Raw genomic sequence first — 26,035 nt, forward strand, 5'->3', positions numbered from 1 at the left:
CGGCCGGGGCCGGGCGGGAGGGACACTACGTCCGTGTACCGCGGGCCTGATCGCCCGCGGCGGGAAACCGTCCGAGCACCTTCGAGGAGTCACCCGTGCCGTCCGCGCGCCCCCGCGTCCTGTTCGTCAGCGACCTGGCCTATCCCGCCAAGGGGCGGCGGTACTGCGACGAGGACATCATCCTGACCTCGCGGCTGCGCGAGGAGTTCGACATCGCCCTGTGCCACCCGCTGGACGCGGCCGCGCTGATGACCGGCTTCGACGCCGTGGTCGTACGCAACAGCGGGCCGGTCCTGCACTACCAGGCCGCGTACGACGCCTTCCGGGAGCGCGCGCTCGCGGCGGGGGTCCGGGTCTACAACCAGCTTTCGGGCAAGGGGGACATGGCCGGCAAGGGATACCTGCTGGAGCTGACCGCCGCCGGGTTCCCGGTCATCCCGACCGTGGACAGCGCCCCGGACCTCGACCGGCTGCCCGAGGCCGGCCTGTACGCCGTGAAGCCGAAGCAGGGCGCGGACTCCATCGGCCTGGAGTTCGTGCCGCGCGAGGACCTCGCCGGGCTGCCGTTCGGCGACATCCTCGTCCAGCCCCGCATCGACTTCCGCTACGAGGTGTCGTTCTACTTCGTCGACGACACCCTCCAGTACGCCCTGTACGCGCCCGACCCGGAGCGCCGATGGGCCCTGGAGCCGTACGAACCGACCGCGGAGGACCGGGAGTTCGCGCAGCGCTTCGTCGACTGGAACGACATCGCGTACGGCATCCAGCGCGTGGACGCCTGCCGGGCCCCCGACGGTGAGCTGCTTCTCGTCGAGTTGGAGGACCTCAACCCGTATCTCTCGCTGGACGTCCTGACCCCCGAGGTCCGGGACGCCTTCGTCGCGCGGATGAAGACGTCGTTGCACGCCCTGATCGCCGAGGAGCCGGTACGAGCCGTACCGGCCGTCCTGCCGGGAGAGTCCCTATGACGACACGACCGGTCATCCGGTGGACCCATGTCTTCGTCGACCGGCCGACGGCGGATCTCGGGCCGGCCCTCGGCTTCTGGACGGCGGTCACCGGCACGAAGGTCTCCGAACCACGCGGTGTACAGGGCGAGTTCGTGACGCTGCTGCCCGGCGCGGGGGATCCGTACGTGAAGGCGCAGGGCGTCGGGGACGGCGCCGGGGGCGCACATCTCGACCTGTCCGTGGAGGACGTGCCGGCCCTGGTGGAGTCGGCGCTGCGGCTGGGTGCCGATGTCGTCTCGGGGCACGACGGATGGGCCGTACTGCGGTCCCCCGGAGGGCAGTTGTTCTGCGCGGTGCCCTGGAACGGGGAGTCCGCGCGGCCCCCGGTGGTCGAGGGACCGGGCGGTACGACGAGCCGGCTCGACCAGGTGAGCATCGACCTGGCACCGGGCGCGCACGCCGCCGAGATCACCTTCTGGAGCGAGCTCACCGGGTGGGAGTCCCACCCCGGCGCCCTCCCGGAGTTCCACCTGATCAGGCCGCCCGCCGGGCTGCCGCTGCGCATCCTGCTGCAGCGCCTCGGCACCGACCGCCCCGCCTCCGCCCACCTGGACCTCGCCTGCTCGGACGTCGAGGCGGTCCGGGAGGGTCACGAAGCCCTCGGAGCGACAACGGTCGGCCGGGGTGCGCGCTGGACGGTGATGCGGGACCCCGTCGGCGGCACCTACTGCCTGACCGGCCGCGATCCCGTGACGGGCAGCCTGCCCTAGGCCGTGTCCGGTCGGCCGGTCGCGGCCCCGCCCTGCTCCCAGACCTCCACGTCCACGACGGCGTCCGCCGGGATCGGTCCGTAGATGTGCGGGAACTCCTCGCCGCCTGGCTTCATCGCCTCGAAGCGGACCGGCGCCGTGAGCCGTTCGGGGTCGACGACCAGCACCACGAGCTCGTCGGGCCCGGCGTAGGTGCCGTACAACATGGCTGCCACCGCGGGGAGTTGGTGGCGCAGCGAGCAGTGGATGAAGCCCTCTTCCCGGAGGGTCCGGCCACGGGTGGACATCTCGAAGGAACCGGAGGAGCGGGCCGCGTCCCACACGGAGCGCTCGGTGATGTGCAGCAGGGGTTCGGGCATGGGGGCAACGCTAGGGCCCAGCCGGGCCGCTCGCGCCTCCAGGTAGCGTCGTTCGGGGAGGCTGAGGGTCTTTCCGGCCGCCGATGCGTAGGCGCTCCGCGCTCCTGCCGGATCACCGGCGCGCTCCAGCAGATGTCCGCGGACCGCGTCCAGCCGGTGCCCGGCGGCCGACGGGCCCTCCAGGCGGTCGAGTTCGGCGAGGGCGGCGTGCGGGCCGTGCACCATGGCCACGGCGACCGTGCGGTTGAGGCGCTCGACGGGGCCGGGGACCCGGCGGACGAGGACGTCGTACAGGCCGAGGATCTCGGTCCAGTCCGTCTCCCGGGGCGAGGCCGCCTCGTCGTGGACGGCCGCGATGGCGGCCCGGAGCCGGTAGGGGCCCGCGGGGCCCCGCGCCAGCGCCTTGGTCACCAGGGCGACGCCCTCCCCGATCGCCGCGCGGTCCCAGCGGCCGCGGTCCTGCTCGTCGAGGGGAACGAGTTCCCCGTGCGGCCCGGTCCGCGCGGCGCGCCGGGCGTCGGTCAGCAGCATCAGCGCGAGCAGGCCGGCCACCTCGCCGTCCTCGGGCAGCAGGCGGTGGACCGTGCGCGTCAACCGGATGGCCTCACCGGCGAGTTCGACGCGTTGCAGTGCCGTGCCGGAGGTGGCCGTGTAGCCCTCGTTGAAGATCAGGTAGAGGGTGTGCAGGACGGCGGGAAGCCGTTCCTCCCAGTGGTCGGGGCGGCCGAAACCGACGCCGCGGATCCGCTGCTTGGCCCGGCTGATCCGCTGCGCCATCGTCGCCTCGGGCACGAGATACGCCCGCGCGATCTCCGCCGTCGTCAGACCGCCCACCGCGCGCAGGGTGAGCGCGATCTGCGCGGACTGCGTCAGATCGGGGTGGCAGCACAGGAAGAGGAGGGAGAGCGTGTCGTCCTCGGACGGGGCGCGGTCCGCGCCCGGGGGTGGCGCCGTGAACGTGTCCCTCGGTGCCAGTGCCGCCGCCTTCTCCTCCCGCAGCCGCCGCGCCTCCTCCGCCCGCAGGGTGTCCACGAGCCGCCGCGAGGCGACCTTGATCAGCCATCCGCGCGGGTTGTCCGGCACACCCTTCGCGGGCCACTGCGCGGCGGCCGCGAGCAGTGCCTCCTGCGTGGCGTCCTCGGCGGCGTCGAAGTGCCCGTAGCGGCGGACGAGCGCGCCGAGGACCTGCGGCGCGTGGCGGCGCAGCAGGTCCTCGACCTCGGTCGTGCCTCGCAATCCGGCTCCGTTCCGGCTCAGAGGTCCCGGGCGTCGTCCTGGATGCGCCGGATGACCACCGGGTACTCGGTGAGCCCGTCGGGGCCCGGGCAGCGGGTGACGCGTTCGGCGATCTCGGTGACCCGTTCCAGGCTCGCGCAGTCGACCACCCAGTAGCCGGCCATCAGCTCCTTGGTCTCGCTGTACGGGCCGTCGGTGATCACGGCCTTGCCGTCCGGGCCGCGGGCCACCAGGCGGGTCTGGGCGGGATCGGTCAGCCCCTGCGCGTCGACCAGCTCCCCGGATTCGGAGAGGTCGTCGCTGATCGCGCCCATGTAGGCGTACATGGCCTGCAGCTCCGTCTCGTTCCAGGCCGGCGCGCGCCCGGACGCCTTGCCTCGCATGCCCTCGTAGTCGGCCTGCGTGCCCTGCACCATCACCAGGTACTTCATGAGTCCGCTCCTTCGGCTTTCCTCGGTTCGGACCACCCGTGGTGGGCGGCTCTCACAGGGGACGTCGGAGCCGGCCGGCGTTTCTCTACACATCTGTGCGCGGCGGCGTCCGGTGCGTCAGGATTTCTCGGCGGCGGGCTCCTCGGGCAGATCGCCCCCGTGTCCCTGGATGTGCCCCCGTGCGTGCCCGGGCTCGTCGGCGTACGCGGCGCATTCCGGGTTCCGGCAGGGTCCGGGGCCCCATCTGGGTACCCAGGCGCCCAGGGTCTTGTACCGGTGCACCGTCGTGGCGACCGGTTGCCCGCATTCGGGACATGCATGCTCGTCGGTGCCCATGCCTTCAGGGTAGGGCGGCGGACTCGGCGCTTCCTGTTGTACGCCGGGCCCCCGACCCTGACCACGGGGCAGCCCTCAGGCCTCGGTCCGGGGCCCGGTCCGGATCCCTCGCCCCGGACGCGGCTCGCGCCACATCGGCCACATCCGCGGACCGTCCGGCAGGTCGAGGGGGTGTCCCGCGAGCGCGAAGCCGAGCCGTTCGTACAGCGCGCGGCTGCGGGCGTTGCTCGCCTCCAGGTAGGCGGCCCGGCCCTCGCGGTCGCAGCGGTCGAGGACCGCCTCGATCAGTGCGCCGCCGAGCCCCTCGCCCTGGCGCTCCGGCGCCACCGCGATCATCCACAGGTATTCGTGGGCGCGTCCCTCCGGGTGGACGTCGGCCGTCAGCCGGCCGATCAGCTCGACCCGTTCGTTGTCGGGGTCGACCGCCGCGCGCAACTGCGCGGGGCCGTCCTCGTCGTCAGCCCCGCCTGCGTCCTGGCCCTCGCCGTCGTGGTTCCCGGCGGGGACGGACAGCCACAGGGCGCACGCCGAACCGTCCTCGGCCAGGTCGATGCGCCCCTCGGCGAGCACCACGTCGGTGAACGCGGCCATCAGCCCGGGATGCGTCACGCGGCGGTGCGCCGGGTCCGGGAAGACCCAGGTGCTCACCGGATCGTCCTGGAACGCCTCGTCCAGCAGCCGGACGACCAGCTCCCGGTCCCTCTCGCCCGCCACCCTGATCGCCACACCCATGACCAGCCCCGCCCTTCGCCCAACCAGCCTTGACCGTACGGCGGTTGAGCCTATTACGCCCGGGAGCCTGCACATCGCTCCCGGGTACCGGAGGGGCGGGATGCCCATGCCCCGGGCGGGCCTGGTGTCCGGTGTGGGTGCGGGCCCCGCACGCCGTGGGGATGTGCAGGGCCCGCTCTCCGGAGCCGTGCATCGTACGGATGTCAGGTGCCGTACGGTGCCTGGGCTCCGGGGCTCCGGGGCTCCGGGGCTCCGGGGCTCCGGGGTCGCCGACCGGCCGACGGGGCCGGTCAGTTGCTTCGGCGGGTGACGAACTCGGCCAGCGCGAGCAGGCCGCCCGCCGCCTCTGGATCGGGTACCGCGCGGGACAGTTCGTGCATCGCGCGGGACATCCGGTCGGCCGCCTCGGCCTGTGCCCAGTCGCGACCGCCCGCCCGCTCGACGGCCAGCACCGTGCGCTCCAACTCCCCTTCCCGGTACGGCGCCGCGTACAGTTCGGCCAGCTCCGCGGCCGCCGGGGTGCCCGAGGTGAGCGCGGCGACCACGGGCAGCGACTTCTTGCGGACGGCGAGGTCCGCCCCGGCCGGTTTGCCGGTGCGGGCCGGGTCGCCCCAGATCCCGATCACATCGTCGATGAGCTGGAAGGCGAGCCCGGCCGCCCGGCCGAACGCGTCGAGCGCCTCGACGTCCTGGGCGTCCGCTCCCGCGTACAGCCCGCCGATGGCGCAGGCGCTGCCGAGCAGCGCGCCCGTCTTCGCCTCGGCCATGGCGAGGCACTCGTCGAGGGTGACCTCGTGCGGGCTGAGCTTCTCCATGGCCGTGTCCGTGTGCTGTCCGGCGCACAGTTCGACGACGCAGCCGGCGAGCCGCGCGGCGGCCGCCGAGGACGCGCGGTGCGGGTCCTCGGCGAGCAGTCGCTGGGCCAGTGCCTGCAGGGCGTCCCCGGCGAGGATCGCGTCGGCGTCGCCGAACACGGTCCACGCGGTGGGACGGTGTCTTCGGGTGGTGTCCCGGTCCATCACGTCGTCGTGCAGCAGAGTGAAGTTGTGGATCAGCTCCACCGCGGCGGCCGCCCGTACGGCCGTCGCGTGCTGCCCGCCGAGCGCCTGCACCGCGGTGAGCACGAGCGCGGGCCGGATGGCCTTGCCCGCGTTCCGCGCCGCCGGGGTGCCGTCCGCCTGCTCCCAGCCGAAGTGGTACAGCGCGATCCGGCGCATCGAACCCGGCAACGAGTCGATGGCCCGGCGCAGTTCGGGGTCGACCCACGACCGCGCCCGCTCCAGGATGACCGCGGCCTCCTGCGCGTCGGGCGGGTCCGGGGCGCCCTGCCGTTCCAGGGGTCTCCCGCCGTGACCTCGCCGGTCCGGGATGCCGGCCGGACGCCGCCTGTCGGGAATTCCGGCCGGACCCTGCCGCGTCTCCGTCGTCATGCGTTCACCCGCGCGATCGCGTCGGAGGGCCGGCCGACGACGGCGCCCGAACGGCGGCCGGGCGGGTGCCCCCGTCGCGGCCCGGCCCCGAGGGGCGCGAGCGCGACGGGCTCCGCCGCGCGGATCGTCACCGCCACCGGCCGATCTCGACGTTCTCCAGGATGCCGAGGGCGTCCGGCACGAGCACCGCGGCCGAGTAGTACGCCGTCACCAGGTAGGAGATGATCGCCTGTTCGTTGATTCCCATGAAGCGCACCGACAGGCTCGGCTCGATCTCGTCCGGGATGCCCGCCTGCTGGAGCCCGACCACTCCCTGCTCGGCCTCGCCGGTGCGCATGGCGATGATCGAGGTCGTACGGGCGTCGCTGACCGGGATCTTGTTGCACGGGAAGATCGGCACCCCGCGCCAGGTCGGGATGCGGTTGCCCGCCACCTCGATGCTCTCGGGGACGAGTCCGCGCTTGTTCAGCTCGCGGCCGAACGCGGAGATCGCGCGCGGGTGGGCGAGGAACAGCTTGGTTCCGCGCCGACGGCTGAGCAGCTCGTCCATGTCGTCGGGGCTCGGTACGCCGTCGTGCGGCTGGAGCCGCTGGTCGTACTCGCAGTTGTTCAGCATGCCGAACTCGCGGTTGTTGATGAGCTCGTGCTCCTGGCGCTCCTTCAGCGCCTCCACGGTGAGCCGCAACTGCTGCTCGGTCTGGTTCATCGGCTGGTTGTAGAGGTCGGCCACGCGCGTGTGCAGGCGCAGGACGGTCTGGGCGATGCTCAGTTCGTACTCGCGCGGGCTGGCGTCGTAGTCCACGAAGGTGCCCGGGATGTCCTGCTCCCCGGTGTGGCCGGCCGCGAGGTCGATCTCCTTCTCGCCGTACTTGTTGGTGCGCTGCGACGGAATCGCGCGCAGTTCCTGCAGATGGGCGCTCAGGGACTCGGCGCGCTCCGCCACCTGTTCGAGGTCCTGGCGGGGCAGCGCAAGCACGGTGACCGCTGTCACCGCGCGGGCCGTGTACTCCCAGATGGCCTCCGGGTCGATGAGCGCCTGCTCCCCGAAGTACGCGCCGTCGGCGAGGACACCGAGCACCGCGTCGCCCCCGTAGGGACCGGTACCGATCTTCTCGACCTTGCCGTGCGCCAGCAGGAACACCTCCTCGGCCCGGCTGCCGAAGGAGGCCAGCACCTCTCCCGGGGCGAACTCCCGCTGCTGGCACCGCTGGGCGAGTTCGCCCAGCACGTCGTGATCCTCGTACGACCGCAGCACGGACAGTTCCCCGAGCTCCGCGGGGATGACCTGGACGCGGTCGCCGGTCTTGACGAACGTCACCCGGCCGTCGCCCACGGAGTAGCTGAGCCGCCGGTTCACGCGGTACGTGCCACCTTGCACGTTCACCCACGGAAGCATGCGCAGCAGCCACCGCGAGCTGATCTCCTGCATCTGTGGCGCGGACTTGGTGGTGGTGGCCAGGTTCCGCGCGGCTGATGTGCCGAGACTCTGCTGCGGACGGTTCTGCTCCGCGCGGACCTCTTCGCCTACCGACATGAAAATTGCCCTCCCGGTCGTGCACTGATCTTCGGGAGCAAGCCTTCCATCACGGAGCGTGCTGGTGCTATTACACGAATGAGGGGGAATGGATCACTCCGGACATGGGCAGAGAGGGCGATTCCGACGGGCCGGGCCACCCCGGACCGTCGCCCCGGGGCCCGGTCGGCCCGTCGGCCCGTGGGCCCGTCGCCCCGGGGAACTACGCGATCCCGCCGTCCGTTCGCTCCGTCGACGGACGACGACGGGAGACAGCAGTGGCAGGCTTCCTGGACCGCGCGAAAGAGCAGGCGCAGCGTGGCCTCACGCAGGGCAAGCAGAAGCTGGACGACGTACAGGCGCAGCGGGCGGGTGGCGACCTCCTGAAGAGACTCGGCGCCGCGTACTACGCGGAGCGGCGCGGGAGCGGCTCCCCCGAGGCGACCCGGCAGGCGCTTCAGGCGCTGGAGAGCCACATCGCCTCCCACGGGGACGCTTTCCTCCGTTCCTGACCGGTTCCTCCGGGGCTGACCGGATCGGCTCGCACGCTGTGCGAACGAGTGGGTCCGGCAGCCCGGCCGGCTATAGAAGCTGCGGTACGAGACGGGCACGACCGGTGGCCGACGTACAGCGCGAAGGAGTCGGCCATGGCATCGCCCATGTCCGCGGGCAGTTTCCTGGACCGGATCAGGGAGGAAGGCGTCCATGTCGTCGAGGTCGGCGACTGGGAGCACCACAACCGCAATCACAAGGGCCCCTGGGGCCCGGTGCACGGGGTGATGATCCACCACACGGTGACCTCGGGGACCGAGCTGACGGTCGGACTCTGCCGCCAGGGCCGCGAGGACCTGCCCGGACCGCTGTGCCACGGTGTCATCACGAAGGACGGCGTCCTCCATCTGGTCGGCTACGGCCGCGCCAACCACGCGGGCCTCGGCGACGACGACGTGCTGCGCGCCGTGATCGCCGAGAAGGCGCTTCCGCACGACAACGAGGCGAACACCGACGGCAACCGCCACTTCTACGGCTTCGAGTGCGAGAACCTCGGCAACGGCAAGGACCCGTGGCCCGAGGCCCAGCTCGTTGCCATCGCCAAGGTCTCCGCCGCGATCTGCCGGTTCCACGGGTGGACGGAGCGGTCGGTCATCGGGCACCTGGAGTGGCAGCCGGGAAAGGTGGACCCGCGCGGATTCACGATGGACTTCCTGCGGGGGCGGGTCCGCGAGCTGCTGAAGTGAGCTGAGTCCCCGAGGGCCGACGGGGACGGGCGGGGACGGGCGGGCGGCACGGACCCCGCGTCCGGCCGTCCCCGGACAGGTGTCCGACAATGAACGGGTGCCCAGTCCCACCGCCCCGGACAACACCGGCCCCGACACCCCGGACCGTGCCGCCGCGGCCGCCCCCGGAGCGCCCGGAGCCCCTGGCCGCGCCGACCCGCTCGGACCCGTCGGTCCGCCCGGTCTGCGGCCGCGTGTCCCGTCGCCGCTGCGGGAGGTCGTGGACGGGCGGTTCGCCCGTCATGGCGTCCGGCTGGTGCTGAAGCGGGACGATCTGATCCACCCGGAGCTGATCGGCAACAAGTGGCGCAAGCTGGCGCCGAACCTCGAAGCGGCGGCGGGCCGCACCCTGGTCACCTTCGGCGGGGCGTACTCGAACCATCTGCGCGCCACCGCCGCCGCGGGCCGCCTGCTGGGCCTGCCCACCCTCGGCGTGGTCCGCGGCCAGGAGCTGGCGCACCGCCCCCTCAACCCCTCGCTGGCCCGCTGCGCGGCCGACGGCATGCGCCTTCACTTCGTCGACAGATCGACCTACCGCCACAAGACGGACCCGCGGACACTGGCCGGGATCCTGCGCGCGACGGGTACCGAGGACGCGTACGTGGTGCCCGAGGGCGGCAGCAACACCCTCGCCGTACGCGGCTGCCGGGCGCTCGGCGAGGAACTGCGGGACCACGGAGGTATCGACGTGGCCGCCCTCGCGTGCGGCACCGGCGGCACCCTCGCCGGGCTGGCCGCTGGCCTCGCCCCCGGTCAGCGCGCTCTCGGCGTCCCGGTCCTGCGGGGCGGCTTCCTCGACGCCGGGACGGAGGCCCTGCAGACGGCCGCGTTCGGTTCCCGGCGCGGCGCCTGGTCCCTGGACGACCGCTTCCACTTCGGCGGCTACGCCCGTACCACCGCCGAACTCGACGCCTTCGCCGAGGACTTCGAGCAGCGCCACGGGCTGCCCGTGGAACGTCTCTATGTCGCCAAGATGCTCTACGGACTTGTCGCCCTCGCGGAGGAGGGCGCGTTCCCGCGCGGCACGACGGTGGCGGCGGTGATCACCGGGGCGCCGTTCCCCGCGGCGGAGACCGGACCTCAGGCGGCCTCCCGGTAGGCCGCCGCCTCCTCCAGGTCCAGCCGGCGCAGCAGGGTGCGCAGCATCTCGTCGTCGATGTAGCGGTGGTCGCGCAGCTTCACGAAGACATCGCGCTCGGTGCCGATCATCTCGCGGGACAGGCGGCGGTAGGTGTCGTCCGCGGTCTCGCCGGTGACCGGGTTGACCGCGCCGAGCCGCTCCCAGACGGCGTTGCGGCGCCGCTCCATGACCGTGCGCAGGCGCTCGGCGAGCGGCGGGGGCAGGGCGTTGCGCTCGTCGGCGAGGAGTTCGTCGAGACGCTCCTCGGCGGCACGGGAGGCCTGCGCCTGGGCGTTGGCCTCGGCGAGCGTCTCGGCCTGTGTGTCGCGTCCCGGCAGTCTCAGCAGCCGGATCAGCGGGGGCAGCGTCAGGCCCTGCACGACGAGGGTGCCGATGACGGTGGTGAAGGTCAGGAACAGGATCAGGTTGCGGTCGGGGAAGGCCTCGCCTCCGTGCACGGTGAGCGGGATGGAGAAGGCGATGGCGAGCGAGACGACACCGCGCATGCCGGCCCAGCCGATGATGAAGGGCCCCTTCCAGGTCGGGTTGTCCTCGCGTTCGCGGATGCGCGCCGACAGCAGGCGGGGCAGGAAGGTGGCGGGGAACACCCACACGAAGCGGGTCGCCACGACGACGAGGAAGAGGGCGAGGGCGTACCAGGCGGCGCTCGCGCCCGCGTAGGCACCGAGGCCCTTCAGGACGACCGGCAGTTGGAGTCCGATGAGCGCGAACACAGCGGACTCCAGGACGAACGCGACCATCTTCCAGACCGCCTCCTCCTGGAGCCGGGTCGCGAAGTCCACCTCCCAGGAGCGGTGTCCGAGGTAGAGCGCGACGACGACCACCGCGAGCACCCCGGAGGCGTTGAACTGCTCGGCGATGCCGTAGGCGACGAAGGGGATCAGCAGGGAGAGGGTGTTCTGCAGGAGCGCCTCGTTCATGTGGGTGCGCAGCCAGTGGATGGGGATCATCAGGACGAGCCCGACGACCACCCCGCCGACGGCGGCGAGCAGGAACTCACGGACGCCGCCCGCCCAGGTCGCGCCCTCGCCCACCGCCGCCGCGAGGGCCACCTTGTACGCGGTGATCGCGGTCGCGTCGTTCACCAGGGACTCGCCCTGCAGGATCGTGGTGATCCGCGAGGGCAGCCCCACCCGGCGCGCCACGGCCGTCGCCGCGACCGCGTCCGGCGGCGCCACCACGGCCCCGAGCACCAGCGCGGCAGGCAGCGGCAGGCCCGGTACGAGCAGATACGCGGCCCAGCCGACCACCAGGGTCGCGAAGAGGACGTACCCGACGGAGAGCAGCGCGACGGGCCTCAACTGGGCCCTGAGGTCGAGGTAGGAGCTGTCGGTGGCCGCCGTGTACAGCAGCGGGGGCAGCACCAGCGGGAGCACCACGTCGGGGTCCAGTTCGTACGCGGGCACCCCGGGTACGTACGAGATCAGCAGGGCGACCGCGACGATCAGCAGGGGTGCCGGTACCGGAGTGCGGCGGGCGGCCCCGGCGACCGCCGCGCTCCCCGCGACCAGCAACAGCAGTGGCAACACATCCATCGTCTTCCGCCCGCCCTCATTTTCCGCGCGGCATCCCGCACGCCCGACGTAACCTGGCAATCATGAAACAGTGCACGCACGCCGAAGCGCTGCCGCAGCCCGAACCCGACCCGGGGAGCGATACCTGCCTGGAGTGCGTGGCCGCCGGCACCCACCCGGTGCAGCTCCGGCTGTGTCTGGAGTGCGGGCATCTCGCCTGTTGTGACTCCTCACCGATGCGGCACGCGACGGAGCATCACAAGGACACCGGACATCCGATCATGCGCACGTTCGAGCAGGGGGAGAACTGGCGTTGGTGTTTCGTGGACCACGTACTCGTCTGAGCCGCCGGTCACCTTCGCGTCCGAACCGCGGATCGCGTACCCGCGTGACTCACGATCCGGACGGTTCGACCGTCTGACGTCTGGGTACGTCAACCCGGCGCGCGCTCTTCCTATTTGGGGCCGCAGACCTCTAGCCACTGTCCGTACTCATGGGCTTACTATGAGTGACAGCAAGGGGCGGGGTCCCCAGGACAGGAAAGTCGGGAGCGCGGTAGCGTCACCGCTGAACGACGTAGCGCGTTACCCCGGGGGGCGACCCTCGGCCCCCGAAAGAGCTCGAATGAGCTTGTACCACCATGGAGGTGAGGGTGTCCCAGATCGCAGGCGAGCCCGCGACGAAGGACTTCGTGGAAGTCCGGCTGCCGGCCGCGGGTGCCTACCTGTCGGTACTGCGCACGGCCACGGCCGGGCTGGCGGCCCGTTTGGACTTCACCCTCGACGAGATCGAGGATCTGCGCATCGCCGTGGACGAGGCCTGCGCGATCCTGCTGCAGCAGGCCGTCCCCGGTTCGGTGCTCAGTTGTGTCTTCCGGCTCATCGACGACTCACTGGAGGTCACGGTCTCGGCACCGACCACCGACGGTCACGCTCCGTCACGTGACACCTTCGCGTGGACCGTCCTGTCGGCTCTCGCGGGCAAGGTCGACTCCACCGTCGCCGAGGACAAGACCGTTTCGATCAGCCTCTACAAACAACGCGGCGCGGGACCCGGGCCGGCGTGAGGAACGGGGACGGGCCGGTGCGGGACGAAGAGCGCGGCACACGGGAGCCTCCCGCGGAGCGCGCCGACGGCCCGGACGGGCCGCGGCACACAGCGGACGGCGTCGACGGCGTCGACGGCATCCCCGAACAGGCCCGGCCGCATCCGGAGATCGGCGTCTCCTCGGCAGCGGCGGTTCAGCCGGTGGTCTTCCCCGTGCGGGGAGGTCCCCCCGGTCCGGGCGCAGCCGAGGACACGGGGGAAGAGCCGCGAGCTCGGGGAATGGTGACGGGCGGGACTATGAGCGAGCACGAGCGAAACGCGGAGCAGAACGTGCAGGGCGCGCAGCACGGGCCGAGCGCCCAGCACATCCAGCACGGGCCGAGCGCCCAGCACATCCGGCACGACCCGCAGGACCGCAGCGGGGCGCGGGCGATGTTCATCGAGCTGCGCAAGCTGCAGGACGGCAGCGCCGAGTACGCGGAGCTGCGCAACCAGCTGGTCCGCATGCATCTGCCGCTCGTCGAGCACCTCGCCCGCCGCTTCCGCAACCGTGGTGAGCCGCTGGACGACCTCACCCAGGTCGCGACGATCGGGCTGATCAAGTCGGTCGACCGTTTCGACCCGGAGCGCGGTGTCGAGTTCTCCACGTACGCGACCCCGACGGTGGTCGGCGAGATCAAGCGGCACTTCCGTGACAAGGGCTGGGCGGTGCGCGTCCCGCGCCGCCTGCAGGAGCTGCGTCTCGCGCTGACCACGGCGACCGCGGAGCTCTCCCAGCTCCACGGCCGCTCTCCGACGGTCCACGAGCTGGCCGAGAAGCTGGCCATCTCGGAGGAGGAGGTCCTGGAGGGCCTGGAGTCCGCCAACGCGTACTCCACGCTGTCCCTGGACGTCCCCGACACGGACGACGAGTCCCCCGCGGTCGCGGACACCCTGGGCGCCGAGGACGAGGCGCTGGAGGGCGTCGAGTACCGGGAGTCGCTGAAGCCGCTGCTCGAGGACCTGCCGCCGCGGGAGAAGCGGATCCTGCTCCTGCGCTTCTTCGGCAACATGACGCAGTCGCAGATCGCGCAGGAGGTCGGCATCTCGCAGATGCATGTCTCGCGACTGCTGGCCCGCACCCTGGCCCAGCTCCGGGAGAAGCTCCTCGTCGAGGAGTGAGCCCGCGGAGCGAGTCCGTGGGGCGAGTCCGTGGAGCGAGACCGCGGAGCGAGACCGCGGATCGAGTCCGTGGATCGAGTCCGTGGGGCGGCCCGGCGGGTGCGCCCCGCCTACTTCTCGTTCTGTACGTCGCCCCCGGGCCCTCGGATTCCGAGGGCCCGTGTCGTTGCCGGGTTCACCAGGAGCACCAGGGCCGTCACCGCGACGACCGCGAGGGCGATGCCGGCCGGGATCGCGGCGCTGTCGGCCTGGAGCAGGGTGTAGGCGAGGGGCAGCGCCAGGATCTGGGTGATGAGGGCCGGGCCCCGGCTCCAGCTCCGGCGCAGCAGCAGTCCGCGCGCCGCGAGGAGCGGCAGCAGCGCGAGCACGATCAGTGTGACGCCGCCGGTGACGGCCTGCTGCCGGCTGTCGGGGTCGCCGGTGAGGCCGAGGACGAGGATGCACACGCCGCCCGCCACCAGGGCGGCCCCTTCCAGCGCGGCCAGCGCCGCCGCGGCGGTCAGCCGCCCGGGACGGGCTTCGGGGAGGGGGGCGTCGGGGGTGGGATTCTGCTCACGGCTCACCCCCGAAGAGTAGCGGCCGGTCCTCGGCCGCCGAGTGCCCCGGGGCCGGTCACCGCTCGGTCCCGAGGCGCACGCCGAACCGTTTCAGCACCCACGGCGCACCGGCGGACTCTTACTGGATCCCTACCTCGGTCTGGGACGAGTACCACCCAGTAGGTACCCTGCATCGCATGCGTGCACTTCTCGTGGTCAATCCGGCGGCAACCACCACCAGCGCGCGCACGCGTGACGTCTTGATCCACGCGTTGGCCAGTGAGATGAAGCTCGAAGTGGTCACCACCGAGTACCGCGGCCACGCCAGGGACCTCGGCCGGCAGGCCGCCGACAGCGACGACATAGACCTGGTCGTGGCCCTCGGCGGGGACGGCACGGTCAACGAGGTCGTGAACGGTCTTCTCCACCGGGGCCCCGACCCGCTCCGTCTCCCCCGCCTCGCCGTGGTCCCGGGCGGCTCCACCAATGTCTTCGCCCGCGCCCTCGGCCTGCCGAACGACGCCGTGGAGGCGACCGGCGCCCTGCTGGACGCGCTCCGCGAGGAACGCGAGCGCACGGTCGGCCTCGGTCTCGCCGCGGGGACCCCCGGCACCGAGGACGAGGCGGTGCCCTCCCGCTGGTTCACCTTCTGCGCGGGCCTCGGCTTCGACGCCGGGGTGGTGGGCCGGGTCGAGCAGCAGCGCGAGCTCGGCCGGCGCTCCACTCACGCGCTCTATCTCCGCCAAGTGGTACGCCAGTTTTTGGACGAACCTCACCGCCGGCACGGAATGATCACCCTGGAGCGCCCCGGCGCCGACCCGGTGACCGATCTGGTCCTGTCCATCATCTGCAACACCGCGCCGTGGACGTTTCTCGGCAATCGTCCGGTGTACGCGGCGCCTAAGGCCTCGTTCGATACCGGACTCGACGTACTGGCCCTCAGCCGCATGTCGACGGCCTCCGTTGCCCGGTATGCCACTCAGTTGCTCACTTCGTCCCCCGAGCGTGGACCCCAGGGCAAGCACGCCGTCACTCTGCATGACCTGACGGACTTCACCTTGCATTCGAAGGTTCCACTACCCCTTCAGATGGACGGCGACCACCTGGGACTGCGTACAAGCGTGACGTTCACAGGCGTACGCCGTGCACTGCGTGTGATTGTGTGAGTGGAAGAGGCCAAACTCCTTTCACTCGAACGTTTAGACCAGGGTCCACCCCATGGAAGTACGGCTGTGACTCAGCCGACACCGAGGAATCAAAAAAAACTTTCCTGAAGGGGTTGTATCCGCCGCTGAGGTTTGCGAGTCTCTACGTGGCGCTCGGGACGGCCCGCACAATCGGCCCCACAGAGCACCGGAACCCCTCCTCAAATCACAGGACCACACCAGTCCGTCTGGTTGTCGGCCCTTCACTTGTTGAGGGATTCGTGAAAGCGTTCACATTCACAAGCAACGTGCATGTAATACCAAGGAGAGGTAGCAGCCATGGACTGGCGTCACAACGCCGTTTGCCGCGAGGAAGACCCCGAGCTCTTCTTCCCCATCGGCAACACCGGTCCTGCGCTGCTGCAGATCGAGGAAGCCAAGGCCGTCTGTCGTCGCTGCCCCGTCATGGAGCAGTGTCTGCAGTGGGCGCTCGAGTCCGGCCAGGACTCCGGCGTCTGGGGTGGCCTCAGCGAGGACGAGCGCCGCGCAATGAAGCGCCGTGCCGCCCGCAACCGAGCTCGTCAGGCCACCGCCTGACGTTCCACCCCGCACGAGCCTGAGCTTGGCGGCGCGTACAGCGAGTACGCATCTCCCGCCCCCGAGCCGCAGCGCGCAGTACCCCGATGCGCTTGATGCAACGAGCTTTCAGCCCCGGACCACCTGGTGGTCCGGGGCTCATTGCTGTTCACGTCCGGAACCAGTCACGGTGAGTGACGCTCTCCGTGGGCATCAACCGCCCTTGCCCGTCGGCCACTTGTGCGAGCCGCGCCCGGACGTACTCACCGGGCGCGGCACCGGCCGCGTCACTTCGGCACGATCACCGGAATGTCCAGAAGCACCTGGGTACCGCGCTCCGGAGCGGCCACCATGTCGAAGGTCCCGCCCAACTCACCCTCCACCAGCGTCCGTACGATCTGCAGGCCGAGGTTGCCCGAGCGGTGCGGGTCGAAGCCCTCGGGCAGTCCGACCCCGTCGTCCGTCACGGTGACCAGCAGCCGGGCGTCCTTGGAGGTGCCGCCGCGCACCGCGGAGACCTCGACGGTGCCCCGGTCGCCCTCGCGGAAGCCGTGCTCCAGCGCGTTCTGCAGGATCTCGGTGAGCACCATCGAGAGCGGCGTCGCGACCTCGGCGTCCAGGATGCCGAAGCGTCCGGTGCGCCGGCCGGTGACCTTGCCGGGGGAGATCTCGGCGACCATGGCGAGCACCCGGTCGGCGATCTCGTCGAACTCCACCCGCTCGTCCAGGTTCTGCGAGAGCGTCTCGTGCACGATCGCGATGGAACCCACCCGGCGCACGGCTTCCTCCAGCGCCTCCCGGCCGCGGTCGGAGTCGATGCGGCGGGCCTGAAGCCGCAGCAGGGCCGCCACCGTCTGGAGGTTGTTCTTCACCCGGTGGTGGATCTCCCGGATGGTGGCGTCCTTGGTGATCAATTCGCGCTCGCGGCGGCGCAGTTCGGTGACATCGCGGAGCAGGACCAGGGAACCGACGCGGGTGCCCTTGGGCTTGAGCGGGATCGCCCGGAGCTGGATCACGCCCTCGGCGCTCTCGATCTCGAACTCGCGGGGCGCCCAGCCGCTGGCGACCTTCGCCAGCGCCTCGTCCACCGGGCCCCGCGACGGGGCGAGTTCGGCGGTCGTGGCGCCGAGTTCGCAGCCCACCAGGTCGGCGGCCAGGCCCAGGCGGTGGTACGCGGAGAGCGCGTTCGGTGAGGCGTACTGGACGACGCCGTCCGCGTCGAGGCGGATCAGCCCGTCCCCGACCCTCGGCGAGGCGTCCATGTCGACCTGCTGGTCGGGGAACGGGAAGGTACCCGCCGCGATCATCTGCGCGAGGTCGGAGGCGCTCTGCAGATACGTCAGTTCGAGGCGGCTCGGGGTGCGCACGGTGAGCAGATTGGTGTTGCGGGCGATCACACCGAGGACGCGCCCCTCCCGCCGTACGGGAATGGACTCGACCCGGACCGGCACCTCCTCGCGCCATTCGGGGTCGCCCTCGCGGACGATCCGGCCCTCGTCGAGCGCCGCGTCCAGCAGGGGGCGGCGTCCGCGCGGGACCAGATGGCCGACCATGTCGTCCTGGTACGACGTCGGCCCCGTGTTCGGGCGCATCTGGGCGACCGAGACGTAGCGGGTGCCGTCGCGCGTGGGAACCCACAGGACGAGGTCGGCGAAGGAGAGGTCGGAGAGCAGCTGCCACTCCGAGACCAGCAGATGCAGCCACTCGAGGTCGGAGTCACCGAGAGCGGTGTGCTGGCGTACGAGGTCGTTCATGGAGGGCACGTGTGCGAGCGTACCCGGCGGATCCGACAGGTCCCGAAATCAGCCACCCGGGCGGGGCTCCCACGGGCGCCGTACGGGCCCGGAGACACCCGCGGGCCGCGGCGCCTGGGAGGGACCCTCGACCCTCCCGGCACCGCAGCCCGGAGCAACAACGGCCGTGGGGTGTGCGGTCCCGGTCGGCCGAAGGGAGGAGCCGGAGCAGTCAGGGCAGAGAGCGCCGGTTCCTCGGTCCGTCTTCCTGTGCGGGGAAGACGGAGGCTTGTTCAGTTTCTCAAGGCAATTGTGGACTAGACCATGGCGCCGCGTCCATGTGTCCGCAGCCCGTGCGCCCGGGGATGTTGTTCGTTGTCCGCTTATCCAACACCAGGGAGCGCCCATCAGGCTATCCCGCTTCGGTTCGTGAACGGAGCGAGTTGCGGGACGGCCGGAGCCGGGGACGCGCCGCGATACGGGGCGACGGAAGGGTGACGCTCTGCTAGATTGGTCTATACCACATGTGTCCCCCTTCGGATTCGGCTGCGTTTCCCGAGTCCCCTCTGCAGATCGGCAGGCCCAGCGTGGAAGTTGTCATCGTCCCGGACGCCAAGGCGGGCGGCGAGCTGATCGCCGAGGCCATGGCGGAACTGCTCAGGCGCAAGCCCGGCGCACTGCTCGGCGTGGCCACCGGCTCGACGCCGCTGCCGATCTACGAGGCGCTGGCGGCCCGAGCGGGTTCCGGTGCCGTGGACGCCTCGGGCGCGCGCGTCGCGCAGCTCGACGAGTACGTGGGGCTGCCGGCCGAGCACCCCGAGTCCTACCGTTCCGTTCTGCGGCGCGAGGTGCTGGAACCGCTGGGCCTCGGTATGGACGCGTTCATGGGTCCCGACGGCACCGCGACGGACGTGCAGGCCGCCTGCGAGGCGTACGACCGGGCACTGGCCGCGGCCGGCGGGGTCGACCTCCAGCTCCTGGGGATCGGGACCGACGGGCACATCGGCTTCAACGAGCCGTGCTCCTCGCTCGCCTCGCGGACCCGGATCAAGACACTCACCGAGCAGACCCGGGTGGACAACGCCCGGTTCTTCGACGGCGACATCGAACAGGTGCCGCACCACGTCATCACCCAGGGCATCGGGACGATCCTGGAGGCGCGGCACCTCGTGCTGCTCGCCACCGGCGAGGGCAAGGCGGACGCCGTGGCGGCGACGGTCGAGGGACCGGTCGCGGCGGTCTGCCCGGCGTCGGCCCTGCAACTGCACCCGCACGCGACGGTGGTCGTCGACGAAGCCGCCGCGTCCAAGCTGAAGCTGGCGGACTACTTCCGGTACACCTTCGCGGCCAAGCCGGACTGGCAGGGCATCTAGGACCTCGATCGCGGGGCTTCGCGCAAGAAGCGCAAGAAGCGCAGGAAGCGCAGGACTCTGGGCGCGTTTCGCGGACCCCGCTCGGGGCTCGCGGACCGTGCCCGGGTCGCGGACTTCGCGCGGCCTCGCGGACCGGCGGCGCGGCCCTGTGCCGTGAGCGTGCCACCGCGCGGTGAACGCACGGATGCCGGGTCTCCCCAGGGAGGCCCGGCATCCGTGCGTCCGGCCCGGAGGCCGGTCCGCTACTCCCCCGCGACGACCTCCGCCGCCGCCTGCCCGCAGACCCGCGCCGCGCCATGCGTGGCGATGTGCAGGGCGCCGCGGGGCGCCGACTGGGGAACGCCCATCTCGACCACGACGGCGTCGGGGCGGGAGGCGAGCACGGTGTCGAGGGCCGCCGCCATCCAGGGATGACGGTGTTCGTCGCGGACGACCACGACGAGGGGCCGCGCGCCCGCGGCGGCGACGGCCGAGGAGCCCGCGTCCTCGCCGCTGAAGCTGCCGGTCTCGGTACCGGGGAGCAGCCGGGCCAGCTCCGCGGCCACGCCCCAGGGGGTCTCGTCACCGACGGCGATGTTCGCGACCGGGGTGAGCGCGGCGACGAAGGGGGCCCCGGCCAGCGGGGTGTACGACGGGGAGCGGGTCACGGTCAGCGCGCGCCGGGCGGCGACCAGGCCGATGCCGCTGCCCGTACCGCCGGTACGGGCGGAGGTGCCGGTGCCGCTGCCGCTGCCGGTACGGTCCGAGGCGGCGGTACGGTCCGGTTCAGCCGTACCGCGCGTACCTTCAGCACCGCTCGTGCCTGCTGCACCACCCATACCGTTCACGCCATCCGTACCGCTCGTACCGTCCGTACCGTCGACGCCGTTCGAAGCGTTCGAGCCGTTCAAGCCATTCATGTGCCGCGTGCCGGAGCCGGTGGCGCCCCCGCCCGTGACCACGGCCGCCGGGCCGGAGCCGGCCGGGGAGGTCTTCGGGATCGCGGAGGCGGCGGCCGTCCACGCGGCCAGCGCCCGCACCCGGTCCGCCGCGTCGGCGAGGCGTTCCTCGGGGAGTTCCCCGGCGCGGACGGCGGAGACCAGGGCGTCACGGAGGCGGCGCACGGTGTCGTCGTCCGCGAGTCCGCCACCGACGCAGATGGCGTCGGCGCCGGCCGCGATGGCCAGCACGCTGCCCCGCTCGATGCCGTACGTCGCCGCGATGGCCTGCATCTCCATGCCGTCGGTGACGATCAGGCCGTCGTAGCCCAGTTCCTCGCGCAGCAGGCCGGTGAGGATGCGGCGGGAGAGGGTGGCCGGGCGGTCCGGGTCCAGCGCCGGGACGAGGATGTGCGCGCTCATCACGGCACGGCTGCCCGCGGCGATCGCGGCCCGGAAGGGGACGAGTTCGCGGGACTGGAGGACCGAGAGGTCCGCGTCGATACGGGGCAGGGCGTGGTGGGAGTCCACCGCGGTGTCCCCGTGGCCCGGGAAGTGCTTGGTGCAGGCGGCGACGCCGGCCGCCTGGAGGCCGGTGACGTAGGCGGCCGTGTGCCGGGCCACCAGGCCGGTGTCGGCGCCGAAGGACCGTACGCCGATGACCGGGTTGGAGGGGTTGGAGTTCACGTCGGCGGACGGCGCCCAGTTGAGGTTCACTCCACACGCGGCGAGCCGGCGGCCGAGTTCGTGGGCGACGGCCTCGGTGAGCTCCACGTCGTCGACGGCGCCGAGCGCGTGGTTGCCCGGGAAGGACGACCCGGTGCGCACCTCCAGGCGGGTGACGTCACCGCCCTCCTCGTCGATGGCGACCAGGACGTCGTCCCGTTCGGCGCGCAACTGGGCGGTCAGAGAGGCCAGTTGATCGGGCGATGCGATGTTGCGGCCGAACAGGCCGACGGAGGCGAGGCCTTCACCGAGGCGGCGCAGCAGCCAGTCCGGAGCCGTGGTCCCGGTGAAGCCGGGCTGGAGCACGGTCAGGGCGTCGCGCGTCAGGGTGTCCTTTGAATTGGACGCAGTGGTACCACTGGCGAATGTCGTCATCGGGAGGCGTTATCCCTTCACGGCGCCCGCGGTCAGACCCGCGGCCATCTTGCGCTGGACGAGGAGGAACAGGACGACGATCGGCAGGGCCATCATGGTGGATCCGGCCATCATCGGGGCGTACTCGGTGCCGTGCTTGGTGGTGAAGTTGCCGAGCCAGACGGTGGCGGTCTGATTCTGCTGGCTCAGCAGCATGAGCGCGTAGAGGTATTCGTTCCAGGCCTGGATGAAGGCGTAGACGGAGGTCGCGACCATGCCGGGGGCCAGCAGCGGGAAGACCACGCGGATGAAGGCGCCCGTGCGGCTGCATCCGTCGACCATCGCCGCCTCCTCCAGTTCCTTCGGGATGTTGACGATGAAACCGCGCAGCGTCCACACCGTGAAGGGGAGGATGAAGGTCAGATACGTGATGACCAGGCCGGAGAGCTTGTCGTACTGCCCGAGGTCGTTCAGCAGCAGGAAGATCGGGATGATCATGGCGACCAGCGGGACCATCTGGACCGCGAGGATGCCGACGATCACGGCTTTGCGGCCGCGGAAGGCGAAGCGGGAGATGGCCAGCGCGGCCAGCATCCCCACCACGATGCCGATCACGACCACCGAGAGCGACACGATCAGGCTGCGGCCGACCGGGCCCCAGAAGTCGGCGATGTTCAGCGCGCGGCGGAAGTTGTCGAGCGTGAACCCGGTGGGGAACAGGCTCGGATCGGAGTCGATGGCGTCCTTGGCCGGCTTGACGGCCGTGTTGAGCATCCAGTAGACGGGGAAGCCCGCGACGGCGAAGACGAGCAGGCCGAGCAGGTTCCAGCCGAGCTTGGACCTGCGGGGACCGGAGGACTTCCGCCCCGCGGCGGACGTACGCCCGGACGTGGCGACGGCACTCATTCGACCTCTCCGATCTGCAGCATCTGACGCATGTACACGGCCACCACGCCCAGCAGGAGGACGACGGTCAGCAGGGCGATCGCCGACCCCTGCGCGTAGTCGTTGACGACGAAGGCGCGGTCGTACGAGTACGTGGTGAGCAGTTGGAACTCCGCTTCCGGGTGACCGCCCCGCATGACGAAGACCTGCGGGAAGACCCCCATGTCCCAGATGACGGAGAGGGTCGTGAGCATCACGATGATCGGCTTGAGGATCGGCAGCGTGACATGGCGGAAGACGCCCCAGGCGCCCGCGCCGTCGAGCCGCGCGGCCTCCTCCAGCTCGGCGGGCACCTGGGTGAGTCCCGCGCTGAGGGTGATGACGACGAACGGCACCGCGCCCCAGACGACCAGGAGCATGATCACGCTCAGGCCCTGCGTACCGCTCGCGAACCAGTTGTGGCCGATCATGTCGACGCCGGGGAGCTTGCTGAGCAGCGCGTTGAAGACGCCGTAGTCGGAGTCGAAGAGCCACTTGAAGACCGTGGTCGCCACGATGATGGGCATGCCCCAACTGGCCACCAGCACGATGTTGATGAGTGTCTTCACCCAGCCGGAGACCCGCTGGAGGAGCAGCGCGATCAGCATGCCGACGACCATCGTGAAGACGACGGCCCCGCCGGCGAAGAGGACCGTGCGGACGACCACCGCCCAGAACTCGCTGTCCGAGAGCACCTTGGAGAAGTTGTCGAAGCCGACCGACTCGGCCGGCTGGAAGCCCCAGAGCTGGGACTGCCCGAACTTCTGGAAGGAGAGCGTGACCAGGCGTACCAGCGGATAGCCGAGGACCAGCGCGAGGATCAGCAGACACGGGGCGAGCAGGACCCAGGGGGCCGCCGCTGTGCCCGCGGTCCGCTTGGCGCGTGGTGCCGCCGCGGGGACGGCCGGTGGCGGTGCCTGCCGCGGTGGCGGCACCTTGGCGGGGGTGGTCGTGTCTGCGGCACTCATCGCGCGCTCCTCAGCGGTCCCTCAGGTCGTACGAAGGCGAAGTCCCGCACGGCCGGGTACCGCGGGGGTGGACCCCGGGCCGGGCCGTACGGGAGGCGGGGCCCCGTCCCTCCGTGAAGGAGGACCGACGGGGCCCCGCTCTCAGGTCACTTGGTGTTGATGACCTTGTCGATCGCGGCGTCCGCTTCCTTCGCGGCGTCCGCCACCGACTTCTTGCCGGTGCCGATGTTCTGCAGCATGGTCTGCAGGACCTGGGCCTTCTCGACCTGGCCCCAGCCCGGCGCCATCGGGACGAACCAGTTGGACTCGGCCGCGGTGGCCGGGACGACCGTCGCCGGGTCGTTCTTCAGGGTGGCGAGGTCGGTCTTGTTGTTGGGCAGGTTGCCCTTGCCCATCAGACCCTTCTGGCCCTTGGCGCCGGTGAACGCGTTGATCCACTCGGCGGCGAGCGCCTGCGCCTTCGACTTCACCGGGACGGCGAGGTCGGAGCCGCCCAGGAAGACCGGGAGGTTCTTGCCGGACGGGCCGGGCATCACGAAGTTCTCGAGGTTGCCCTTGAGCTTGCCGGTCTTGTCGCTCTTCGGGTCCTCGGCGGTCGCGCCCTCCCAGGCGGCGCCGAAGATCATGCCGGACTTGCCCTGGCCGTAGACGATGTAACGGTCGGACTCGTCCTTGGTCTTGTCGCCGTGCATGTACTTGTCGACGACGTTCTTGAACTCGGTGAGGCCCTTCTGCGACTCGGGCGAGGAGAGGTTGGCCTTCCACTGGCCGCCCTCCTGCTTGGCGATGGAGCCGCCGGCGTCGTAGACGAAGGACATGGCCGCGTACCAGTCGCGGGTGGGCTGGTACCAGGCGCTGAACTTGCTGCCCTCCTTCTTCTGGATCTTGTCCAGAGCGGAGGTGAGCTCCTGGTACGTCTTCGGCGGGGTCTTCACGCCGACCGAGGCGGCGACGTCCTTGCGCCAGTTGCCGACGCGGCCACCGGCGTAGTACGGCACGCCGTAGGTCTTGCCGTCGTAGGTCACGGAGGCCTTGAGGCCGTCCAGCCAGGCGGCCGAGTTCTCGAACTTCGAGGCGTCGAGGGGAGCGAAGGCGCCCTTGACCATGTAGCCGAGCATCTCGGTGTTGCCCATCTCGACCACGTCCGGCGCCTTGTCGGTGGCGAGGACCGCGTCGAGCTTGGTGTTCTTGTCCGGCCAGCCGTAGTACTCGTGGTTGATCTTGACGCCGGGGTGCTTCGCCTTGACCGCCGCGTCGGCCGCCTTGACCAGCTCGGGCCAGTTGTTCTGCGCGTCGACCGTGAGCCAGACCGTCAGCTCCTTGGCGTCCGCACCCTTGTCCGACCCCCCGGACCCGTTGTCGTTCCCGCACGCCGCGATGGAGAACATCATGCCCGCGATACCGATCGCGGCTACCAGCTTGCGCTTCACGCCACCCTCCTCAGGGATGCCACAAACCCCCCTGCTCCCCGCGGTGACATACGCCGTGTACCGCCCGTGGGGCCGGGACTGGACCAATGGTGTAGACCAGTACGGGGAGCTTGGCCTAGACCTAGGGGGGTGTCAAGGGTGCGTAAGCCCGTCCAGTCGTCCGTTATGGGACCTACATATGCAAGGACCTTTAAGTAGGTAAGCGGCATAAACAGCGGGCCTGTTCGCGGCCCGCGAGGGAAGCGTCCCCGAACCGCCCCCGAACCGCCCCCGCGCCCTCGCGCATGGCCAACCACGGCCCCGTCCGCGCGTGATGGACTAGACCAACGGGTACGCCGACGGTATATAGAGGGGATCACGGAGCGTGCGGGTGGACACTCGCACGGAAAGCCGTGCCACGATGTGAGCCGTGGCCGTCGATATGTCGGTCGCTTCGGCATCCGGAGCCGGGAAGGCAGAGCATGAGCACCGACGTCAGCAGTGCGGAGAACGAGGGTGGGGCGCCCATCCGTACCGCGCGCGTGCCCAAGTACTACCGCCTCAAGAAGCACCTGCTCGACATGACGGAGACGCTGCCGCCCGGTACGCCGGTACCGCCCGAGCGGACCCTCGCCGCCGAGTTCGACACCTCGCGCACCACGGTGCGGCAGGCCCTTCAGGAGCTGGTCGTCGAGGGCCGTCTCGAACGCATCCAGGGCAAGGGCACCTTCGTCGCCAAGCCGAAGGTCTCCCAGGCGCTCCAACTGACCTCGTACACCGAGGACATGCGCGCCCAGGGCCTCGAACCCACCTCGCAGTTGCTGGACATCGGCTACATCACGGCGGACGAGAGCCTCGCCGGCCTGCTCGACATCTCGTCCGGCGGCCGGGTGCTGCGCATCGAGCGGCTGCGCCTGGCGAGCGGTGAGCCGATGGCCATCGAGACGACCCACCTCTCCGCCAAGCGCTTCCCCGCCCTGCGCAGGTCGCTCGTCAAGTACACCTCCCTCTACACCGCCCTCGCCGAGGTCTACGACGTCCACCTCGCCGAGGCCGAGGAGACCATCGAGACCTCGCTGGCCACCCCGCGCGAGGCGGGGCTGCTCGGCACCGATGTGGGCCTGCCCATGCTGATGCTCTCCCGCCATTCGCTCGACCGGCAGGGCGAGCCGGTGGAATGGGTGCGGTCGGTGTACCGGGGCGACCGGTACAAGTTCGTCGCCCGCCTCAAGCGCCCGCAGGACTGAGCCGTACGGGTGGCGCGCGGGTACGGGACCTCCGCTCCCGGACCCGCGCGCGGCGCCCCGCCGTCCGGGCCGGCCCGGACGCACCGTCAGGCGCCGTACCCGCTCCGGGGGTTCCGCTCCTGCTGAGCGCGCCGTGCACACCGACACGAACCCTCCACACCCGCCCCCCGAGGCGGGGTTCCCCAAAGCGGAACCATCCCCTAGATTGCCTGCGCGTTACCCAGGTGACC

25 protein-coding genes are annotated in these 26,035 nt (G+C 71.1%); 12 read left to right on the plus strand and 13 right to left on the minus strand.

Translation table 11 applies throughout. The features are described 5' to 3' along the window. The first annotated feature begins 95 nt into the window (after positions 1 to 95). Positions 96 to 968 carry a hypothetical protein gene (locus OHT01_RS14165; RefSeq protein WP_328553509.1) on the plus strand — a complete coding sequence of 291 codons (873 nt, stop codon included), beginning with the start codon at positions 96 to 98 and terminating at the stop codon, positions 966 to 968. Further along, entirely contained in the window at positions 965 to 1,720 is a 756-nt protein-coding gene (locus tag OHT01_RS14170) for a VOC family protein (RefSeq protein ID WP_328553510.1), read from the plus strand. The genes OHT01_RS14165 and OHT01_RS14170 overlap by 4 nt, the downstream gene beginning before the upstream one ends. Here OHT01_RS14170 and OHT01_RS14180 read toward each other — a convergent pair. The 6 genes from OHT01_RS14180 to OHT01_RS14205 form a co-directional block, all read right to left on the minus strand. Then, entirely contained in the window at positions 1,717 to 3,315 is a 1,599-nt protein-coding gene (locus OHT01_RS14180) for a DUF952 domain-containing protein (protein ID WP_443043392.1), read from the minus strand. The two genes, OHT01_RS14170 and OHT01_RS14180, sit on opposite strands and share 4 nt — an antisense overlap. A 17-nt stretch (positions 3,316 to 3,332) precedes the next feature. After that, the gene (locus OHT01_RS14185; RefSeq protein WP_328553511.1) at positions 3,333 to 3,746 is read right to left on the minus strand and encodes a YciI family protein; all 414 of its coding nucleotides are present in this window, start codon (positions 3,744 to 3,746) and stop codon (positions 3,333 to 3,335) included. A 117-nt stretch (positions 3,747 to 3,863) separates the two neighbouring features. Beyond that, complete coding sequence (locus OHT01_RS14190) at positions 3,864 to 4,082, minus strand: hypothetical protein (protein ID WP_328553512.1); 219 nt, start codon at positions 4,080 to 4,082, stop codon at positions 3,864 to 3,866. A 75-nt stretch (positions 4,083 to 4,157) separates the two neighbouring features. After that, on the minus strand, positions 4,158 to 4,814 hold the full coding sequence (locus tag OHT01_RS14195; protein ID WP_328553513.1) for a GNAT family N-acetyltransferase: 657 nt from the start codon (positions 4,812 to 4,814) through the stop codon (positions 4,158 to 4,160). Positions 4,815 to 5,104: 290 nt separating this feature from the next. Beyond that, positions 5,105 to 6,244, minus strand: a complete 1,140-nt coding sequence (locus OHT01_RS14200; protein WP_328553514.1) for a family 2 encapsulin nanocompartment cargo protein polyprenyl transferase — start codon at positions 6,242 to 6,244, stop codon at positions 5,105 to 5,107. A gap of 127 nt (positions 6,245 to 6,371) precedes the next feature. Continuing rightward, positions 6,372 to 7,778, minus strand: a complete 1,407-nt coding sequence (locus OHT01_RS14205; protein WP_328553515.1) for a family 2B encapsulin nanocompartment shell protein — start codon at positions 7,776 to 7,778, stop codon at positions 6,372 to 6,374. Positions 7,779 to 8,035: 257 nt separating this feature from the next. Here OHT01_RS14205 and OHT01_RS14210 point away from each other — a divergent pair, with 257 nt between their 5' ends. From OHT01_RS14210 to OHT01_RS14220, 3 genes are all read left to right on the plus strand, one after another. Further along, entirely contained in the window at positions 8,036 to 8,269 is a 234-nt protein-coding gene (locus OHT01_RS14210; protein ID WP_328553516.1) for a hypothetical protein, read from the plus strand. A gap of 135 nt (positions 8,270 to 8,404) precedes the next feature. After that, positions 8,405 to 8,995, plus strand: coding sequence for an N-acetylmuramoyl-L-alanine amidase (locus OHT01_RS14215; protein WP_328553517.1), 591 nt, complete (start codon positions 8,405 to 8,407; stop codon positions 8,993 to 8,995). Between the two features lie 223 nt (positions 8,996 to 9,218). Then, positions 9,219 to 10,133, plus strand: coding sequence for a 1-aminocyclopropane-1-carboxylate deaminase/D-cysteine desulfhydrase (locus OHT01_RS14220; protein WP_328558116.1), 915 nt, complete (start codon positions 9,219 to 9,221; stop codon positions 10,131 to 10,133). Here OHT01_RS14220 and OHT01_RS14225 read toward each other — a convergent pair. After that, positions 10,115 to 11,710 (minus strand): Na+/H+ antiporter, encoded by a 1,596-nt coding sequence (locus OHT01_RS14225; protein WP_328553518.1) that lies wholly within the window; start codon positions 11,708 to 11,710, stop codon positions 10,115 to 10,117. The two genes, OHT01_RS14220 and OHT01_RS14225, sit on opposite strands and share 19 nt — an antisense overlap. A 62-nt stretch (positions 11,711 to 11,772) precedes the next feature. Between OHT01_RS14225 and OHT01_RS14230 the strand changes: the two genes are divergently transcribed. The 3 genes from OHT01_RS14230 to OHT01_RS14240 all read left to right on the plus strand — a co-directional run bounded on the left by OHT01_RS14230 (position 11,773) and on the right by OHT01_RS14240 (position 13,897). Continuing rightward, the gene (locus OHT01_RS14230) at positions 11,773 to 12,033 is read left to right on the plus strand and encodes a UBP-type zinc finger domain-containing protein (protein WP_328553519.1); all 261 of its coding nucleotides are present in this window, start codon (positions 11,773 to 11,775) and stop codon (positions 12,031 to 12,033) included. A 308-nt stretch (positions 12,034 to 12,341) separates the two neighbouring features. Continuing rightward, a complete protein-coding gene (locus OHT01_RS14235) occupies positions 12,342 to 12,755 on the plus strand; it encodes an anti-sigma regulatory factor (RefSeq protein WP_054228129.1) in 414 nt (137 codons plus the stop codon). Continuing rightward, the gene (locus OHT01_RS14240) at positions 12,752 to 13,897 is read left to right on the plus strand and encodes an RNA polymerase sigma factor SigF (RefSeq protein ID WP_328553520.1); all 1,146 of its coding nucleotides are present in this window, start codon (positions 12,752 to 12,754) and stop codon (positions 13,895 to 13,897) included. The genes OHT01_RS14235 and OHT01_RS14240 overlap by 4 nt, the downstream gene beginning before the upstream one ends. Positions 13,898 to 14,007: 110 nt before the next feature. On the opposite strand, the gene OHT01_RS14245 is transcribed toward OHT01_RS14240, so the two are convergent. After that, positions 14,008 to 14,460, minus strand: a complete 453-nt coding sequence (locus OHT01_RS14245) for a hypothetical protein (protein WP_328553521.1) — start codon at positions 14,458 to 14,460, stop codon at positions 14,008 to 14,010. 170 nt (positions 14,461 to 14,630) lie between these two features. On the opposite strand from OHT01_RS14245, the gene OHT01_RS14250 reads away from it, so the two are divergent. Both OHT01_RS14250 and OHT01_RS14255 read left to right on the plus strand, forming a co-directional pair. Continuing rightward, a complete protein-coding gene (locus OHT01_RS14250; protein ID WP_328553522.1) occupies positions 14,631 to 15,599 on the plus strand; it encodes a diacylglycerol/lipid kinase family protein in 969 nt (322 codons plus the stop codon). Between the two features lie 318 nt (positions 15,600 to 15,917). Continuing rightward, positions 15,918 to 16,175: a WhiB family transcriptional regulator gene (locus OHT01_RS14255; RefSeq protein WP_006380970.1), complete on the plus strand. Its 258-nt coding sequence runs from the start codon at positions 15,918 to 15,920 to the stop codon at positions 16,173 to 16,175. A gap of 266 nt (positions 16,176 to 16,441) precedes the next feature. On the opposite strand, the gene OHT01_RS14260 is transcribed toward OHT01_RS14255, so the two are convergent. Beyond that, entirely contained in the window at positions 16,442 to 17,917 is a 1,476-nt protein-coding gene (locus tag OHT01_RS14260) for a sensor histidine kinase (protein ID WP_328553523.1), read from the minus strand. 557 nt (positions 17,918 to 18,474) lie between these two features. On the opposite strand from OHT01_RS14260, the gene nagB reads away from it, so the two are divergent. Continuing rightward, positions 18,475 to 19,260 (plus strand): glucosamine-6-phosphate deaminase, encoded by a 786-nt coding sequence (nagB, locus tag OHT01_RS14265; RefSeq protein WP_328553524.1) that lies wholly within the window; start codon positions 18,475 to 18,477, stop codon positions 19,258 to 19,260. Between the two features lie 242 nt (positions 19,261 to 19,502). Here nagB and OHT01_RS14270 read toward each other — a convergent pair whose 3' ends face one another. The 4 genes from OHT01_RS14270 to OHT01_RS14285 all read right to left on the minus strand — a co-directional run bounded on the left by OHT01_RS14270 (position 19,503) and on the right by OHT01_RS14285 (position 24,579). Continuing rightward, entirely contained in the window at positions 19,503 to 21,278 is a 1,776-nt protein-coding gene (locus OHT01_RS14270) for a glycoside hydrolase family 3 protein (protein WP_328553525.1), read from the minus strand. Positions 21,279 to 21,287: 9 nt separating this feature from the next. After that, a complete protein-coding gene (locus OHT01_RS14275; RefSeq protein ID WP_328553526.1) occupies positions 21,288 to 22,163 on the minus strand; it encodes a carbohydrate ABC transporter permease in 876 nt (291 codons plus the stop codon). Continuing rightward, positions 22,160 to 23,149, minus strand: a complete 990-nt coding sequence (locus OHT01_RS14280; RefSeq protein ID WP_328553527.1) for a carbohydrate ABC transporter permease — start codon at positions 23,147 to 23,149, stop codon at positions 22,160 to 22,162. The genes OHT01_RS14275 and OHT01_RS14280 overlap by 4 nt, the downstream gene beginning before the upstream one ends. 146 nt (positions 23,150 to 23,295) lie before the next feature. Next, complete coding sequence (locus tag OHT01_RS14285) at positions 23,296 to 24,579, minus strand: extracellular solute-binding protein (protein ID WP_328553528.1); 1,284 nt, start codon at positions 24,577 to 24,579, stop codon at positions 23,296 to 23,298. Positions 24,580 to 25,040: 461 nt separating this feature from the next. Between OHT01_RS14285 and OHT01_RS14290 the strand changes: the two genes are divergently transcribed. Then, complete coding sequence (locus tag OHT01_RS14290; RefSeq protein WP_328553529.1) at positions 25,041 to 25,805, plus strand: GntR family transcriptional regulator; 765 nt, start codon at positions 25,041 to 25,043, stop codon at positions 25,803 to 25,805. Positions 25,806 to 26,035: the final 230 nt, after the last annotated feature.

This window comes from Streptomyces sp. NBC_00358 (assembly GCF_036099295.1).
GTDB lineage: Bacteria > Actinomycetota > Actinomycetes > Streptomycetales > Streptomycetaceae > Streptomyces.